Annotated in this window: 15 protein-coding genes; 10 read left to right on the top strand and 5 right to left on the bottom strand. The window is 64.9% G+C overall.

The window, feature by feature from the left end; translation table 11 throughout:
- Positions 1–226 precede the first annotated feature (226 nt).
- From dusB to ntrC, 3 genes are read left to right on the top strand one after another with little or no spacing between them, the layout of a single operon-like run.
- Positions 227–1,228: a tRNA dihydrouridine synthase DusB gene (gene dusB, locus AC0L21_RS11385; RefSeq protein ID WP_473261303.1), complete on the top strand. Its 1,002-nt coding sequence runs from the start codon at positions 227–229 to the stop codon at positions 1,226–1,228.
- Positions 1,225–2,400, top strand: a complete 1,176-nt coding sequence (locus AC0L21_RS11380; RefSeq protein ID WP_473261301.1) for a two-component system sensor histidine kinase NtrB — start codon at positions 1,225–1,227, stop codon at positions 2,398–2,400. The genes dusB and AC0L21_RS11380 overlap by 4 nt, the downstream gene beginning before the upstream one ends.
- A gap of 9 nt (positions 2,401–2,409) precedes the next feature.
- The gene (gene ntrC / locus AC0L21_RS11375; protein WP_007591133.1) at positions 2,410–3,852 is read left to right on the top strand and encodes a nitrogen regulation protein NR(I); all 1,443 of its coding nucleotides are present in this window, start codon (positions 2,410–2,412) and stop codon (positions 3,850–3,852) included.
- 168 nt (positions 3,853–4,020) lie between these two features.
- Here the strand turns inward: ntrC and AC0L21_RS11370 are convergent, their stop codons facing one another.
- Positions 4,021–4,167 carry a hypothetical protein gene (locus AC0L21_RS11370; RefSeq protein ID WP_473261299.1) on the bottom strand — a complete coding sequence of 49 codons (147 nt, stop codon included), beginning with the start codon at positions 4,165–4,167 and terminating at the stop codon, positions 4,021–4,023.
- A 173-nt stretch (positions 4,168–4,340) separates the two neighbouring features.
- Here AC0L21_RS11370 and AC0L21_RS11365 point away from each other — a divergent pair, with 173 nt between their 5' ends.
- From AC0L21_RS11365 to hflX, 4 genes are all read left to right on the top strand, one after another.
- Positions 4,341–6,734 carry a sensor histidine kinase gene (locus AC0L21_RS11365; protein ID WP_473261297.1) on the top strand — a complete coding sequence of 798 codons (2,394 nt, stop codon included), beginning with the start codon at positions 4,341–4,343 and terminating at the stop codon, positions 6,732–6,734.
- A 17-nt stretch (positions 6,735–6,751) separates the two neighbouring features.
- Entirely contained in the window at positions 6,752–8,122 is a 1,371-nt protein-coding gene (gene ntrX, locus AC0L21_RS11360) for a nitrogen assimilation response regulator NtrX (protein WP_007591127.1), read from the top strand.
- 237 nt (positions 8,123–8,359) lie between these two features.
- On the top strand, positions 8,360–8,608 hold the full coding sequence (hfq, locus tag AC0L21_RS11355) for an RNA chaperone Hfq (RefSeq protein WP_007591126.1): 249 nt from the start codon (positions 8,360–8,362) through the stop codon (positions 8,606–8,608).
- A gap of 11 nt (positions 8,609–8,619) precedes the next feature.
- Positions 8,620–10,002: a GTPase HflX gene (gene hflX, locus AC0L21_RS11350; RefSeq protein WP_473261295.1), complete on the top strand. Its 1,383-nt coding sequence runs from the start codon at positions 8,620–8,622 to the stop codon at positions 10,000–10,002.
- 191 nt (positions 10,003–10,193) lie between these two features.
- Here the strand turns inward: hflX and mazG are convergent, their stop codons facing one another.
- The gene (gene mazG, locus AC0L21_RS11345; protein ID WP_473261293.1) at positions 10,194–11,054 is read right to left on the bottom strand and encodes a nucleoside triphosphate pyrophosphohydrolase; all 861 of its coding nucleotides are present in this window, start codon (positions 11,052–11,054) and stop codon (positions 10,194–10,196) included.
- Between the two features lie 139 nt (positions 11,055–11,193).
- Here mazG and queC point away from each other — a divergent pair, with 139 nt between their 5' ends.
- Positions 11,194–11,907 (top strand): 7-cyano-7-deazaguanine synthase QueC, encoded by a 714-nt coding sequence (gene queC / locus AC0L21_RS11340; RefSeq protein WP_473261291.1) that lies wholly within the window; start codon positions 11,194–11,196, stop codon positions 11,905–11,907.
- Between the two features lie 149 nt (positions 11,908–12,056).
- Here the strand turns inward: queC and AC0L21_RS11335 are convergent, their stop codons facing one another.
- The 3 genes from AC0L21_RS11335 to nthA are packed head-to-tail and all read right to left on the bottom strand — an operon-like array spanning position 12,057 to position 13,716.
- The gene (locus tag AC0L21_RS11335; protein ID WP_473261289.1) at positions 12,057–12,434 is read right to left on the bottom strand and encodes a nitrile hydratase accessory protein; all 378 of its coding nucleotides are present in this window, start codon (positions 12,432–12,434) and stop codon (positions 12,057–12,059) included.
- Positions 12,434–13,093 (bottom strand): nitrile hydratase subunit beta, encoded by a 660-nt coding sequence (nthB, locus tag AC0L21_RS11330; protein WP_473261287.1) that lies wholly within the window; start codon positions 13,091–13,093, stop codon positions 12,434–12,436. The genes AC0L21_RS11335 and nthB overlap by 1 nt, the downstream gene beginning before the upstream one ends.
- A complete protein-coding gene (gene nthA / locus AC0L21_RS11325; protein WP_473261285.1) occupies positions 13,090–13,716 on the bottom strand; it encodes a nitrile hydratase subunit alpha in 627 nt (208 codons plus the stop codon). Before nthA ends, nthB begins: the two co-directional genes overlap by 4 nt.
- Positions 13,717–13,778: 62 nt before the next feature.
- Between nthA and AC0L21_RS11320 the strand changes: the two genes are divergently transcribed.
- Complete coding sequence (locus AC0L21_RS11320) at positions 13,779–14,537, top strand: hypothetical protein (RefSeq protein ID WP_473261283.1); 759 nt, start codon at positions 13,779–13,781, stop codon at positions 14,535–14,537.
- Between the two features lie 33 nt (positions 14,538–14,570).
- A complete protein-coding gene (locus tag AC0L21_RS11315) occupies positions 14,571–15,377 on the top strand; it encodes an enoyl-CoA hydratase/isomerase family protein (protein WP_473261281.1) in 807 nt (268 codons plus the stop codon).
- The last annotated feature ends 114 nt before the right edge of the window (positions 15,378–15,491 follow it).

The following is a 15,491-nucleotide window of genomic DNA, read 5'->3' as shown; positions in this document are numbered from 1 at the left end:
ATGCCTCTAGCACGGCAGGCCCGCAAAAAAAGGGGGTTTCCCCGGATTGTAGGAAACAGCATTTTGCTGCACTGCACTTGAAAGATTGGCAGAACTGTCTAAAGTGTAGGCATGACGCTTGACTGCACAAGAATTGTGCGCAAGATAGATCATGGCAGGCGCGATGAGGCGCTGCCAACGCAACGAGACCCCTGTGACCGGCTCGGCAGTATCAGGCTCTAAGCCATTGAAGATAGGCGATATTGATGTCGCCACCCCGGTCTTCCTGGCGCCGATGTCGGGGGTGACTGACTCGCCCGTCCGCCGGCTGGCCGCGGAGTTGGGGGCCGGTCTGGTGGTGTCCGAAATGACGGCCAGCGACGAACTCGCTAATGGCCATCATATGTCCCGGTTGCGCTGCGAAGCCACCGGGATCGGTCCGCACGTGGTCCAGCTCGCCGGTTGCGATACGCATTGGATGGCGGAGGGCGCCCGGATTGCCGAAGCCGACGGCGCCGACATCATCGACATCAACATGGGCTGTCCGGCCCGTCACGTTACCGGCGGCCAGTCCGGTTCCGCCTTGATGCGCGATCTCGACCACGCCGTCAGCCTGATCGAAGCGACGATCGCGGCGGTGAAGGTGCCGGTGACGCTGAAGATGCGGCTCGGCTGGGACGACCGCACCCGCAACGCGCCGGAACTGGCGCGGCGTGCGCAGGCATCAGGCATCAAGCTCGTCACCGTGCACGGTCGCACCCGGTGCCAGTTCTACAAGGGCGAGGCCGATTGGGATGCGATCCGCGCTGTGCGCGACGCGATCTCTGTTCCGCTCGTCGTCAATGGCGACATCACGACCTACGAGAAGGCGCTCGCGGCGTTAGAGGCCTCCGGCGCCGATGCCGTGATGATCGGTCGCGGCGCGCAGGGGCAGCCCTGGCTGCCCGGTGAGATCGGCCGGCGCCTGAAGGGCGGGGCGGCGGAAGCCGCGCCGTCGCTCGAGACACAGCTGCATTATGTCCGCACGCTCTATGAGGGCGTCTGCGCGCTCTACGGCCTGCGCATCGGTCTGCGGCACGCGCGAAAACATCTGGGCTGGGCGCTCGACGTCGCGGCCGATGTGAGCCGTGTGCCGGCCGAGAAGCTGAAATCCTGGCGTCAGAAAATCCTCACCTCGGAGGATCCGCGCCTTGTCCACCGGTCACTGCAAGATGCCTTCGACGACTTCGCATGGAGCGCCGCTGCATGAGCTCAGCCGCTGAACATCGTCGGCCGTTTCCGTCCGACAGCGATGCCATCCTGGACGCACTGCCCAATCCCATGCTCATGATCGGGCCGGACGGCAAGATCGTCGCCGCCAACATCGCAACCGAAGCCTTCTTCGATATCTCGACGCAGTTTTTGAAGCGGCAGTCGCTGAAAGAGCTGGTGCCGTTCGGCAGCCCGTTGCTGGCGCTGATCGACCAGGTGCGTTCGTCGAACGCGCCGGTCAACGAGTACAAGGTCGATCTGGGCACGCCGCGCATGGGCGGAGACCGCCAGGTCGATCTGCACGTTGCCCCCGTCACGGAACGGCCCGGCCACATCGTGGTGATGCTCCAGGAGCGCTCCATCGCCGACAAGATGGACCGCCAGCTCACCCATCGCAGCGCCGCGCGCTCGGTGATCGCGCTCGCCGCGATGCTGGCGCACGAGATCAAGAACCCGCTCTCCGGCATCCGCGGCGCGGCGCAGCTCCTGGAGCAGCAGGCCTCCTCGGAAGACCGCATGCTGACGCGGCTGATCTGCGACGAGGCCGACCGCATCGTGACGCTGGTCGACCGCATGGAGGTGTTCGGCGACGAGCGCCCCGTGGTGCGCGGCCCCGTCAACATCCATTCGGTGCTCGATCACGTCAAACGGCTGGCGCAGTCCGGCTTTGCCCGCAACATCCGCTTCGTCGAGGATTACGATCCCTCGCTGCCGCCGGTGCTGGCCAACCAGGACCAGCTCATCCAGGTGTTCCTCAACCTCGTGAAGAACGCCGCCGAAGCGCTGATCGACGTTCCCGACGGCGAAATCCAGCTCACCACGGCGTTTCGTCCCGGCGTGCGCCTGTCAGTCCCCGGTCAAAAATCCCGTGTATCCCTGCCGCTCGAATTCTGCGTGAAGGACAACGGACCAGGCGTGCCTGAGGATCTTCTGCCAAACCTGTTCGATCCCTTCGTCACCACCAAGCAGACCGGCTCGGGTCTGGGCCTCGCTTTGGTCGCAAAGATCATCGGGGATCACGGTGGCATCATCGAATGCGAATCTCAGCCGCGGAAGACCACCTTCCGCGTGCTGATGCCGATGTATTCCACATCGGTGAAACATGCCGATCAAAGCAGTCGCGACGGCTCTGCCGGGAAGTCGTCGTCTGCGTCACAGGGGGCAAAATGAGGATTAACGATGCCCGCAGGTAGCATTCTCGTTGCTGATGACGACACCGCCATCCGCACCGTTCTCAATCAGGCACTATCGCGCGCCGGCTACGAAGTGCGGCTGACCGGCAATGCCGCGACGCTGTGGCGATGGGTCAGCCAGGGGGAGGGCGATCTCGTCATCACCGACGTGGTGATGCCCGACGAGAACGCGTTCGACCTGTTGCCGCGGATCAAGAAGATGCGGCCGAATTTGCCGGTCATCGTCATGAGCGCGCAAAACACCTTCATGACGGCGATCCGCGCCTCCGAGCGCGGCGCCTATGAATATCTGCCGAAGCCCTTCGACCTGAAGGAGCTGATCGCCATCGTCGGCCGCGCGCTGGCCGAGCCCAAGGAGCGGGTCGCGACGCCGAACGACGACGCCGAGATGGAGGCGATCCCTCTGGTCGGCCGCTCGCCGGCGATGCAGGAAATCTATCGCGTGCTGGCGCGCCTGATGCAGACCGACCTCACCGTGATGATCACGGGCGAGTCCGGTACCGGCAAGGAGCTGGTGGCGCGCGCGTTGCACGATTACGGCAAGCGCCGCAACGGCCCGTTCGTCGCAGTCAACATGGCGGCGATCCCGCGTGACCTGATCGAATCGGAGCTGTTCGGCCACGAGCGCGGCGCCTTCACCGGGGCCAACACCCGCGCCTCCGGCCGGTTCGAGCAGGCCGAGGGCGGCACGCTGTTCCTGGACGAGATCGGCGACATGCCGATGGAGGCGCAGACCCGCCTGCTGCGCGTGCTTCAGCAGGGCGAATACACCACGGTCGGCGGCCGCACCCCGATCAAGACCGACGTGCGCATCGTCGCAGCTTCCAACAAGGATCTGCGCGTCCTGATCCAGCAGGGCCTGTTCCGCGAGGACCTGTTCTTCCGGCTCAACGTCGTGCCGCTGCGGCTGCCGCCCTTGCGCGAGCGCATCGAGGATCTGCCGGATCTCATCCGTCATTTCTTCGCGCTGGCCGAGAAGGACGGACTGCCGCCGAAAAAGCTCGACACGCTGGCGCTGGAGCGGATGAAGCAGCACCGCTGGCCGGGCAACGTGCGCGAGCTGGAGAACCTCGCCCGTCGCCTCGCAGCGCTCTATCCGCAGGACGTGATCACGGGCTCCGTCATCGACGGCGAGCTGGCGCCACCCACGGTCAGCCCGGGTGCCGCAGTCCAGCATGGCGTCGACAATCTCGGCGGCGCGGTGGAAGCGTATCTCTCCTCGCACTTCCAGGGCTTCCCGAACGGCGTGCCGCCGCCGGGCCTCTATCACCGCATCCTGAAAGAGATCGAGGTGCCGCTGCTGACGGCCGCGCTCGCCGCCACCCGCGGCAACCAGATCCGCGCGGCCGATCTGCTCGGCCTCAACCGCAACACGCTGCGGAAGAAAATCCGGGATCTGGATATCCAGGTGTATCGGAGCGGAGGCTAGCCTTCCCGCAACGAACGGTGGCTCAGCTCCCCCTACCAAAGCGGAGCTGAGCCTGTCCGGATCGCGCTGGCCGTTGTGGCTGACGCGGTGAGCAGAAGTCCCGATCCGACTGAAATGTTCCGCAGGAACATTCAAATGGTCATTCAGCCGCGGGACGCGGCCTCACACCTATCTGACAAATCGGCCTGCGACCTGTACCGCGCTGGCGACGTTCGCATTGGGCTCGTGCACCCCGAGACCATTGACCAGCAGATCCGCCGCCACGATCAGCAGCAGCACGGCCGACACCATCATTGCGAGAAAGAATCTGGGCATGCTGGTCAAGCCCTCTGGGCCGGAATCCGTTCCCGCCCTCCGGCATGTCGCTGTGGATGCGCGGGTCGGTCGCGGCGGGGGCGCCGCGGAATTGTCGCAATTCGGCAACAATGTGGTACGAATACATCAGTATCCGCCCGCCGCGGACCCCGTTTTCAGCACCCATTGCCGGAATGACCAGCGCAGACACCTCGGCCGCATCCTTTGACACGGCCCCAGCGGAAGAGCCCCGCCGTTGGTCGGCGCGACGCTGGCTGGCGCCGTTCGCCGTGGCCCTGGCCCTGCTGTCGGCCTGCCTGACGTTCCTGGTCCTGACCGGCCTCACGTCGATCGAGCCGACCCCTGCGGTTGTCCGCTCGTTCTATCTGATCAATGCGGGCACGATCCTGCTGCTGGTCGGCATCATCATCCGCGAGCTCTGGCAGCTGATCCTGGCGCGACGGCGGGGCAGGGCGGCGGCGCGCCTCCATGTCCAGATCGTGAGCCTGTTCTCGATCGTGGCAGTGCTGCCGGCGGTGCTGGTCGCCGTCGTCGCCAACGTCACCATCGAGCGCGGCCTCGACCGGCTGTTCTCCGGCCCGACCAAGGAGGTGATCCAGAATTCGCTGACGATCGCGCGCGCCTACATGCAGGACCACGCGCAGCTGATCCGGGGCGATATTCTCGGCATGGCCAACGACATCGCCCACGCGCGGCCGCTCTACGACCAGGATCGCCGCTCTTTTCGCGAATTGCTGACCTCCAGCGCCGCCTCGCGCAACCTGCCGGGCGCGATGATCATCGACAAGAACACCAACATTCTCGAATCCGCCGACACCGGCATGCGGCTGGCCTATTCGCCGCCGGCGCCGGACTTCCTCAGCAACGTCAACGAATCCGAGCCCGAGATCGCGGTGCTGCCCGATGCGAGCTTCGTCGCCGCGGTGGTCCGCTTGCGCGCCTTCAGCGACACTTTCCTCTACGTCGCGCGGCCGCTCGACCCGAATGTCGTCAACCAGCTCAAGCAGACCGAGGTCAGCGTCGCCGAATACGCCCAGATCGAGTCGCGCCGGCTCGGCATCCAGGTCGCATTCGCGCTGATGTTCGCGGTGATCGCGCTGACCATCCTGATGGCCTCGGTGCTGATCGGCCTCAACTTCGCCAACTCGCTGGTCTCGCCGATCCGACGGCTGATGAACGCGGCCCAGACGGTCTCGACGGGCGATCTCCACGTGAAAGTGCCGGTGCACCAGTCGGAAGGCGACCTCGCCCAGCTCGGCGAGACCTTCAACAAGATGACGGAGGAGTTGCGCAGCCAGCGCGACGAGCTCGTCAACGCCAGCGACCTCATCGACAGCCGCCGCCGCTTCATCGAGGCGGTGCTGTCATCCGCGAGCGCCGGCATTATCGGCGTGGATAATTCAGGCAGCGTCGGCATTCTCAACCGTTCCGCCGAAAAGCTGATCGGGCATTCCGAAGCCGAGACGCTCGGCCATCCGCTCTCCGAAGTGCTGCCCGAGCTCGAAGAGATGATGAAGACGGCGCGGGAAGGGACCCAGCGCCTGGTGCAGGGGCAGATCACGATCACGCGGGACGGGCAGGAACGCAATCTGTCGGTCCGCGTCAGCGCCGAGAAGACCAGCCAACCGCACGACAGCTACATCATCACCCTCGACGACATCACCGAGCTGGTCTCGGCGCAGCGCACCTCCGCCTGGGGCGATGTCGCGCGCCGCATCGCGCATGAGATCAAGAACCCGCTGACCCCGATCCAGCTCTCCGCCGAGCGCATTCGCCGCAAATTCGGCAAGGACATCACCGAGGGCAAGGACAAGCAGATCTTCGAACAGTGCACCGACACCATCGTGCGTCAGGTCGACGATATCCGCCGCATGGTCGACGAGTTCTCGCGCTTTGCGCGGATGCCGAAGCCGGTGATGGAGGGTGAGGACGTCGCCGACGCAGTGCGACAGGCGGTGTTCCTGATGAAGGTCGCCCACCCCGAGATCGATATCGAGGCCGAATTCAAGGAAGACCCGCTGCGCGCCCAGTTCGACCGGCGGCTGATCTCGCAGGCCGTCACCAACATCGTCAAGAACGCCACCGAGGCGATCGAGCAAGTGCCCCTGGAGGAGCTCGGCAAAGGCCGGATCGACGTCGTGGTCTCGCGCGAGGGCGAGGACGTGCTGATCGACGTCGTCGACAACGGCATCGGCCTGCCCAAGGTGGCGCGCTCGCGCCTGCTCGAGCCTTATGTGACGACACGCGCCAAGGGCACCGGCCTTGGGCTCGCGATCGTCGGGCGCGTGCTGGAAGACCATGGCGGGCGCATCGAACTGAAGGATGCCTCGGACTTCCGCGAGGGCCAGCGTGGCGCCTGGATGCGGATGCGTTTTGCGATCTCCGGCGCCCCCGCGAAAACCGAGGGGGCCGAACCGTCGGCCTCGGCGACGACCAAGCCGGACATCGGCGAAACGGCCACGCAATCCGTCAAGGATCCGGAAACAAAAGAGGCGGCCGCCGAAACCAAAGAGGCGGCTGAAAAGACCAATGATTCAACGAAGATCAAAGCCTCAACAGGCAGCTGAGAAAACAGGCGCGACCCATGGCAAGTGAAATTCTGATTGTCGATGATGAGGCCGATATTCGGGATCTCGTTGCGGGCATCCTCGAAGACGAGGGCTTCGTGACCCGGACCGCGCGCGACAGCGATACGGCGCTTGCCGAGATCGCCAACCGCAGGCCGCATCTGGTGTTCCTCGACATTTGGCTGCAGGGCTCCAAGCTCGACGGCTTGCAACTGCTGGAGCAGGTCAAGAAGGACAATCCCGATCTGCCGGTCGTGATGATCTCCGGCCACGGCAACATCGAGACCGCGGTCGCCGCGATCAAGCGTGGCGCCTACGACTTCATCGAGAAGCCGTTCAAGACCGACCGGCTGATCCTGGTCGCGAACCGTGCACTGGAGAACTCGCGGCTCAAACGCGAGGTCAAGGAGCTGAAGCAGCTCGCGCCGAGCGCAAGCTCGCTGGTCGGCCGCTCGCCCAGCATGAACCAGCTGCGCCAGACCATCGAGCGTGCGGCCAAGGCCAACAGCCGCATCCTGATCGTCGGCCCCGCAGGCGCCGGCAAGGAACTGACCGCCCGCACGTTGCACACGGCCTCGGGCCGCGCCGACGGTCCCTTCGTCGTCATCAACGCCGCTGCGATCACGCCCGAGCGGATGGAGCACGAGCTGTTCGGCATCGAGCAGTCCAACGGCGAGCACGCGCGCAAGCCCGGCGCGCTCGAAGAGGCCCATGGCGGCACGCTGTTCATCGACGAGATCGCGGACATGCCGCGCGAGACCCAGAACAAGATCTTGCGCGTGCTGGTCGAGCAGTCGTTCCAGCGCGTCGGCGGCAACGGCAAGGTGCAGGTCGACGTCCGCATCATCTCATCCACCGCGCGCAATCTGGAAGAGGAGATCGCGGCCGGCCATTTCCGCGAGGACCTCTATCACCGTCTCTCGGTGGTGCCGATCCGCGTGCCCGCGCTGTCGGAGCGGCGCGAGGACATTCCGGAATTGATCGACTATTTCATGGAGCAGATCTCGGCGGGCAGCGGCCTGCCCAAGCGGCAGATCGGTCAGGACGCGATGGCGGTGCTGCAATCCCATGTCTGGCCGGGCAATGTGCGCCAGCTCCGCAACAACGTTGAGAGAGTCATGATTCTGGCCGCGGGCGGGCCGGAGGTCATCATCACTGCCGACATGCTGCCGCAGGACGTCGGCTCCATGGTGCCGGCGATGCCGACCAGCAACAATGGCGAGCACATCATGGGCCTGCCGCTGCGCGAAGCGCGCGAAGTGTTCGAGCGCGACTATTTGATTGCACAGATCAGCCGTTTTTCAGGAAATATTTCTCGCACGGCCGAGTTTGTTGGCATGGAACGCTCGGCACTGCACCGGAAGTTGAAGGCGCTCGGCGTCGGCTAACGCTGCGACGTCGTTGGAATAGGCGAGGAAAATCATCGATTTCCGTAGTTTTTCGGGGCAGTACGGCGTGGCCTGCCGCGTGAAGCGGCTTGCCTAATAAGCCTACCTGTCCTCTAATTGAACCGCTGTCCCTCCGAGGGGGATCTCATGAGGGACGGCAACCGGACGAGGACCCCGAATTTCAAAAGAGGGCCGAAACCGGCGCAATAAAAAGAAACTCAAAGCGAGAAAAAAACAATGGCGGCAGACCGCGCACAAAACCTGCAGGACACCTTCCTTAATCACGTTCGCAAAACCAAAACGCCACTGACGATCTTTCTGGTCAACGGAGTGAAGCTCCAGGGCATCGTGACCTGGTTCGACAATTTCTGTTTGCTGCTTCGGCGCGACGGTCACTCGCAGCTCGTCTACAAGCATGCGATTTCGACCATCATGCCGGGCGCTCCGATCCAGCTGTTCGAAGGCGGCGAGGACCAGCCGGCTTGAGAGTGATCTGATTGGAACCCCGGAATTTCGACGGGGATGCCGACCGTCCGCGGTCGGCAGGGGGTAAGCAGACGGGGCGGGTGCTTGTCATCGGTCCCTATTTGCGGGTGCGCGCAGGCAGTGCCGACGCGCAATCGGAAGCTCATGTCTTGCGCGACGCGGAGGCCCGGCTCGACGAAGCTGCCGGCCTCGCGCGCGCGATCGATCTCGTCGTCGCCGACGCCATCATCGCGCCGATCAGCCAGATCCGCCCCGCGACCTATATCGGCAAGGGCAAGGTCGAGGAAATCGCCGGGCTCGCCAAGAGCCTCGATGTCGAGCTCGTGGTGATGGATTGCGCGCTTGCGCCGATCCAGCAGCGCAATCTCGAGAAGGAGTTGCAGGCAAAGGTGCTCGACCGCACCGGCCTCATTTTAGAAATCTTCGGACGTCGCGCCAAGACCAAGGAAGGCTCGCTCCAGGTCGAGCTCGCGCATCTCAACTACCAACGTTCGCGCCTGGTGCGCTCATGGACCCATCTCGAACGCCAGCGCGGCGGCTTTGGATTTATGGGCGGTCCCGGCGAGACGCAGATCGAAGCCGACCGCCGCCTGATCCAGGAGCGCATCTCCAAGCTCGAGGGCGAACTGAAGAAGGTGCAGGCGACGCGTCGACTGCATCGCGCAGGCCGCCAGCGCGTGCCGTACCGCGTCGTTGCGCTGGTCGGCTACACCAACGCCGGCAAGTCGACGCTGTTCAACCGCCTGACCCGCGCCGACGTGCAGGCCGCCGACATGCTGTTCGCCACGCTGGATCCGACCCTGCGCGCGCTCACCCTGCCGCACGGCGGCAAGGCGATGCTGTCGGACACTGTCGGTTTCATCTCCAATCTACCGACGCAGCTCGTCGCCGCCTTCCGCGCCACGCTGGAGGAGGTGCTGGAAGCCGACGTCATCCTGCATGTGCGCGACATCTCGCACGACGACGCCGAGGCACAGCAGAGCGACGTCGACGCCGTGCTGCGCCAGCTCGGCATCAATCCCGATGATTCAGGCCGCATCATCGAGGTCTGGAACAAGATCGACCGTTATGGTCCCGAACAGCGCGAAGAACTTTTGAACATCGCCGCGCGCCGCCCCGAAGATCATCCGGCAATGCTGGTCTCGGCCGTGTCGGGCGAGGGGGTCGCCGCGCTGCTCGCCGCGATCGAGGAGCGCTTGGCCGCCAAGCGCATCACGCTCGACCTCTCCATCGATGCCTCCGACGGCGCCGGCATCAGCTGGCTGCATCGGAATTCCGAAGTGCTGGCGAAAGAGCTGAACGACGGCCGCTTCGATATGACGGTTCGGGTGGACGAGACCAAGCGGGATATCGTGGTGAACCGGTTTGACGCAGTGCCGCGACTGTCCGCGTAGACGCCGTCGCCCGCCAGTGAGTTGAGCTAACTACTGCCTCAAGCAACGCTGTCGTCCCGGACAAGCGTAAGCGCAGATCCGGGGACCCATAACCACAAGCGGCTGGAATTGGCACGCTGGTAGCTCCAGCGTGGTTCAACAATGTGCATTCGGGGTAATGGGTGCTGGCTTTCGCCAGGACGACGCTTGAGCTAGGAGCGCGCTTGGTTGCTTCTCTCCGTCGATGGAGCCCTTTGCTCGTCTCCCTTCGCCGCGTTCCACAGCGCGTCCATCTCGGCGAGCGACGCCTGCTCCAGCGTGCGGCCCTGCGCCTCCAGCGCCCGCTCGATGAACGCAAACCGCCGCTCGAACTTCGCATTCGTCGCGCGCAGCGCCGCTTCCGGATCGGCATCGACATGGCGGGCAAGGTTGACCAGCGCGAACATCAGGTCGCCGGTCTCTTCCGCCAGGCCCTCGCTGTCGTTGCGGTCGAGTGCGGCCTCGATCTCGTCGGCTTCCTCACGGATTTTTGCCAGCACCGCGCGCGGATCGTTCCAGTCGAAGCCGACAGTGGAGGCCTTGCGCTGGAGCTCCATGGCACGCGTCAGCGCGGGCTGGCCGGCCTTCACGCCCGACAGCAGCGATTTACGCGTTGGCGCTTCTTCCGGCGGCCGGCGCGCGGCGCGCTCGGCTTTCTCCTCCGCCTTGATGCGGTCCCAGACTTCCTTGACGTGGGAGGAGGCGAGATTGCCGTCCTTGTCGGCGAAGACGTGAGGATGGCGCCGGATCATTTTTCGCGTGATGGCCTCGACGACATCTCCAAACGCGAACGCGTTCTGCTCCGACGCCATCTGGGCGTGGAAGACGACCTGCAACAGCAGATCGCCGAGCTCCTCGCAGAGATCGTCGAGGTCGCCGCGGCTGATGGCCTCGACCACCTCATAGGCTTCCTCGATCGTATAGGGCGCGATGGTCGCAAAATTCTGCTCGAGGTCCCAGGGGCAGCCGGTCACCGGCGTGCGCAGCGCCGCCATGATCTCGATCAGGCGGGAAATGTCGCGGGAAGGGGTCATTGCGGGGCGGTCTCCTGGCTCCCAAGCCTTATGCCAAAAGCGAGCGCCCGTTCCCAGCGTAGCGCAGCGGAACAGGGTGATTTCCACCGGTTGGCGGGCCGGATTGGCGAGTAGCGTGCGCAATGCTAAAGCGCGGGCCATGAGCGACGTATTTTCATCCGAAGCCGCATTGGTGCTGTTCTCCGGCGGCCAGGATTCCACCACCTGCCTTGCCTGGGCGCTGAACCGGTTTGCGCGCGTGGAGACGTTGGGATTCGATTACGGCCAGCGCCACGCCATCGAGCTGGCCTGCCGCGACCGGCTGTTCGAGGGCATCAAGGATCTGCGCGCGGATTGGGCTTCCAGGCTTGGCGAGAGCCACACGCTGTCGATCCCAACGCTCGCGGCCGTATCCGAGACGGCGCTGACGCGCGACGTCGCGATCGCGATGGGCGCCGACGGCCTGCCGAACACGTTCGTGCCCGGCCGCAACCTGGTGTTTTTGACGTTCGCCGCGGCGCTGGCCTACCGGCGCGGCATCAGTCATATCGTCGGCGGCATGTGCGAGACCGACTATTCCGGTTATCCCGATTGCCGCGACGACACCATCCGTGCGATGCAGGCCGCCTTGTCGCTCGGCATGGCCCGCAGGTTCGAGCTGCATACGCCGCTGATGTGGATCGACAAGGCTGGGACGTGGAAGCTCGCCCATGACCTCGGCGGCGACGGGCTGGTCGACCTCATCCGCGAGCAGTCGCACACCTGCTATCTCGGCGAACGCGGCGCTCAGCATGATTGGGGCTATGGCTGCGGCGAGTGCCCGGCCTGCAGCCTGCGGGCGAAGGGGTGGCGGGAGTATGTGGCGGGGCGGTGACACCACAGACTCGGTGTCATCACCCGCGAAAGCGGGTGATCCAGTATTCCAGAAACCGTGCTTGAGCCAAGAAGCCGCGGCGTACTGGATTCCCCGCCTTCGCGGGGAATGACAGCGTAGGGCTTGGCACGACCGTGCCTCTTACCGAGCTACCGAAAATCCTCCGCCTTCAGCTCGATCGGTTTGCCGTGCGGGGTGCGATCTGCCGCGTGGTCCCAGGCGTCGCGGTAGCGATGCAGCGTCTCCGCAGACGCAACGCCCTTGCGCGCGACGAGGCCCTCCAGTGTGGCGAGCCAATGGAGATAGTAGGTCTCGCCCGTATCGGGATCGCCTGCCGCCTGCGCGCGCTTGATCTCGGAGGCCAGGGCTGCCGCCCATTCGGGCCAGCTGAACACGCCGCGCTCGTGCAGCGTGAGCGCCATCGCGAAGGCGTGCGCTTCCCAGGGCGCGCGGAACACGGGGCCGTCATCATCACGGGGAATGCTCGGGATCGCTGCCGTCGCGGCAGCAGCAGCCGTGCTGCTCATCACGCCGGGTCCAGATACGGCTCGAAGGCATCGATCGAGACTTTCGAGGTCGGATCGCCGTCCGCGCCCCAGAGATCGCGGCCCTCGAACACGACCGTGTAGAGCCATTGCGGATTCTCGCCGAGCTCCATCGCCGCCGAGTCCGGAAATACGTGGCAGCCATGGTTCAGCTCGACGATGCCGACATGGCCGCGCACGTAGCGTGGCAGGCGGGTGTGGGTGGCCGGATGAATGTTCTTCGCGCGGACCTTGTCACCGATCTTGAATTTCGCCGGTGCCGGGGCAGGACGGGCGAACTTGCCGCGCACCATGATGCGCTCGACCTGGCCGAGATCGAACTTGCCGTGCTTGAGCGCCTTGGCCGGCTGCATCGCGTGGCCGGCGGCGACTTCCTCCCGGGTGAGATAGCCTTTCTCGATCAGCATCTCCTCGAGCCCGAGAAACCATTTCTTGTAATAGGAGCTCGAGAGATAGACGTGCGGCGGGATCGTCTCGCGATAGAAGCGCGAGGTGTCGATGTTGAAGGCGCCGGCCGCGCCCATCGCGCGCACCATGGCGAGAACACGCGACTCCCATTCCTCGTGGAACACCGGCTCGTTCGGCTCGGGCTCGACCTTGCCGAAGCCGTCCATGCCGCCCATGTCGTGCACGCCGTTCATGATGGCGCCCCGGGCGCCTTGGGAAAGCCGGTGCCGATCATGGAATCGCGCGTGACCAGCTCGGTGAGCTGCTCCTCGCTCCAGCCTTCGGTCCCCGCGGGGCGCATCGGCAGCACAAGAAAGCGCGTTTCGGCGGTCGAATCCCATACCCGGATTTCAACGTCCTTGGCGACTTGCACGCCGAAATCGGCGAGCACGCCGCGCGGGTCCTTCACCGCGCGGGAGCGATAGGGCGCGGCCTTGTACCAGACCGGCGGCAGCCCCAGCATTTCCCAGGGGTAGCAGGAGCACAGCGTGCACACGACCATGTTGTGACGCTGCGGCGTGTTCTCGACCACGACGAGGTGGTCGCCGACGCGGCTGACATGGCCGAGCGTGCCGATCGCCTTCGAGCCGTCCTCCAGCAGTGCCGTCTTGAATGCCGGATCGCTCCAGGCCTTGGCGACGACGCGCGCGCCGTTATGGGGGCCGATCCGGGTCTCATAGGCCTGAATGATGGCGTCGAGCGCGGCCGGCTCGACATAGCCTTTTTCGGTCAGGATCGTCTCGAGCGCGCGCACGCGCAGCTCGGTCTCCGACAGCTCGGAATGGTCGTGATCGTGCTGATGATGATGGTCGCTCATGGGGCGAAGATAGTCCCAGAATCCGGGCGTTGTCGAGGCGAAGACTCTGCTAACATCGCACGATGGGCTGGGCTGCAAGAACCGGAATAGCCGCCGCAATCGCCGCTCTTGGCGCATTCGCGGCGCAGGATGCGCGCGCCGCGAATGGCGCCTATGCGGTCGATGCCGCCGACATTTCCGAGGTCGGCTCCTGCAAGGTGGAGAGCTGGCTGTCGACGGCTTCCAACACGGATTTTTCGGCGGTCGCCAATCCCTCCTGTGTGGTCGACCCCTTCAGGCCCATCGAGCTGAGCCTGCAGAGCATCCGGGCCCGCAGCGACGGCGACTGGAGAACGACAATTGCTCCGAAAGCCAAGACGAATTTCATCCCGACCGGGATCGGCCGGTGGGGATTGTCGGCCTATGGCGGCGGATCGTTCGACGCGGCGACCGGTGATGCCCTGTCCGCCTTTGCCGTCATCCCCGCGACCTTCCGCCTGTCCGAGACCATGCGCATCAACGTCAACGGCGGCTGGCTCTGGGATCGCACGGTGGATCGCCATTACCTGACCTACGGCATCGGCTTCGATTGGAAATTCACCGACACCCTGCAATGGACGATCGAGGCATACGGGCAGGCCGGCGCCTCCGAGATCGCGAGCGCCGTGCAGCCGCGTTTCCAGACCGGCGTCCGCTACCGGCCGAACGAGATCTTCTCCGTCGATGTGATCTACGGCCGCAACATCACCGGCGAAAATGCCAACTGGATCACCATCGGGACTACGGTCCGGTTTCCGGTCCATGGAAGCGAACCCGAACATCGGCGTACCGGGCATCTGTGAGCGCCAGGAAGACCAAGACCAGGGGAGTTTGCGTTGCCTGACTATGTGAAGATCGAGAAGGGCCTCGGACCGGAGGGGCGGATTGCGGTGGTGCGGTTCGACCGCGGCGACGGCATCAACGCGCTGTCGCCCGAGGCGCTGCGCCAGCTCACCGCGGCCGCGCGCAGTTTTGAGGATGATTCCGCAACCTCTGTCGTGGTGCTGACAGGCAGCGCGGCTGCGTTCAGCGCCGGCTTCGACCTCAAGGATGCCGAAGGGCGCGCGCGCAAGGACATGGACCTCGGCACGCTGCGGCGGCATCTCAAGCTCGGACCGCGCCTGACCCACGCCTGGCAGGAGATGGAGCAGATCACGATCGGCGCCATCGAGGGCTTTTGCGTCGGCGGCGGCGTGGCGCTGGCCGTCGCGCTCGACTTCCGCGTCATGGGACGCGATGCCCATCTGCGGGTGCCCGAGATCGGGCTCGGCATGAACATGAGCTGGCAAAGCATTCCGCGCATGCTGCATTTGATCGGCCCGGCTCGGACCAAGCAGGCGGTGATCCTGGCCGATCAGCGCATCAGCGCGGATGAAGCCTATGAGTGGGGCCTGGTCGAGCAGGTGGTCGATCCCGGCCATGCGTTCGATGCCGCGATGGAGCTTGCGCGCAAGGTGGCAGCGCAGCCGCCGCTCTCCGTTGCCATGACGAAACTCACGGTCAACCGGCTGGCGCATGCGCTGGATAATCTCGCCAGCCACATGGACGTCGACCAATTCGCCCTGGCAAGCCTTAGCGAGGACCACAAGGAGGGCGTCGAGGCGTTCCTGACGCGACGCAAACCGAAGTTCAGAGGGCGGTAGAAGCAGGCTCGGGCCATTGATTGCGCCGCGGACTATCCGTATACGCGGCGCTGGGACAAAATAGGCCCGATCAACGGGCCGGCAGACGACAATGACGATCGAGGGGGAGGGCCC

Source organism: Bradyrhizobium sp. WSM4873 (assembly GCF_055811355.1).
This window is presented reverse-complemented; position numbering and strand designations above follow the sequence as displayed.

Excerpts from the sequence above, each read along its gene's own strand:
- hfq (WP_007591126.1), top strand. The coding sequence starts at position 8,360 with ATGGCGGCAGACCGCGCACAAAACCTGCAGGACACCTTCCTTAATCAC.
- nthB (WP_473261287.1), bottom strand. The coding sequence starts at position 13,093 with ATGAACGGCGTGCACGACATGGGCGGCATGGACGGCTTCGGCAAGGTC.
- AC0L21_RS11365 (WP_473261297.1), top strand. The coding sequence starts at position 4,341 with ATGACCAGCGCAGACACCTCGGCCGCATCCTTTGACACGGCCCCAGCG.
- ntrC (WP_007591133.1), top strand. The coding sequence starts at position 2,410 with ATGCCCGCAGGTAGCATTCTCGTTGCTGATGACGACACCGCCATCCGC.
- AC0L21_RS11320 (WP_473261283.1), top strand. The coding sequence starts at position 13,779 with ATGGGCTGGGCTGCAAGAACCGGAATAGCCGCCGCAATCGCCGCTCTT.
- nthA (WP_473261285.1), bottom strand. The coding sequence starts at position 13,716 with ATGAGCGACCATCATCATCAGCACGATCACGACCATTCCGAGCTGTCG.
- mazG (WP_473261293.1), bottom strand. The coding sequence starts at position 11,054 with ATGACCCCTTCCCGCGACATTTCCCGCCTGATCGAGATCATGGCGGCG.
- AC0L21_RS11380 (WP_473261301.1), top strand. The coding sequence starts at position 1,225 with ATGAGCTCAGCCGCTGAACATCGTCGGCCGTTTCCGTCCGACAGCGAT.
- ntrX (WP_007591127.1), top strand. The coding sequence starts at position 6,752 with ATGGCAAGTGAAATTCTGATTGTCGATGATGAGGCCGATATTCGGGAT.
- AC0L21_RS11335 (WP_473261289.1), bottom strand. The coding sequence starts at position 12,434 with ATGAGCAGCACGGCTGCTGCTGCCGCGACGGCAGCGATCCCGAGCATT.
- queC (WP_473261291.1), top strand. The coding sequence starts at position 11,194 with ATGAGCGACGTATTTTCATCCGAAGCCGCATTGGTGCTGTTCTCCGGC.
- AC0L21_RS11370 (WP_473261299.1), bottom strand. The coding sequence starts at position 4,167 with ATGCCCAGATTCTTTCTCGCAATGATGGTGTCGGCCGTGCTGCTGCTG.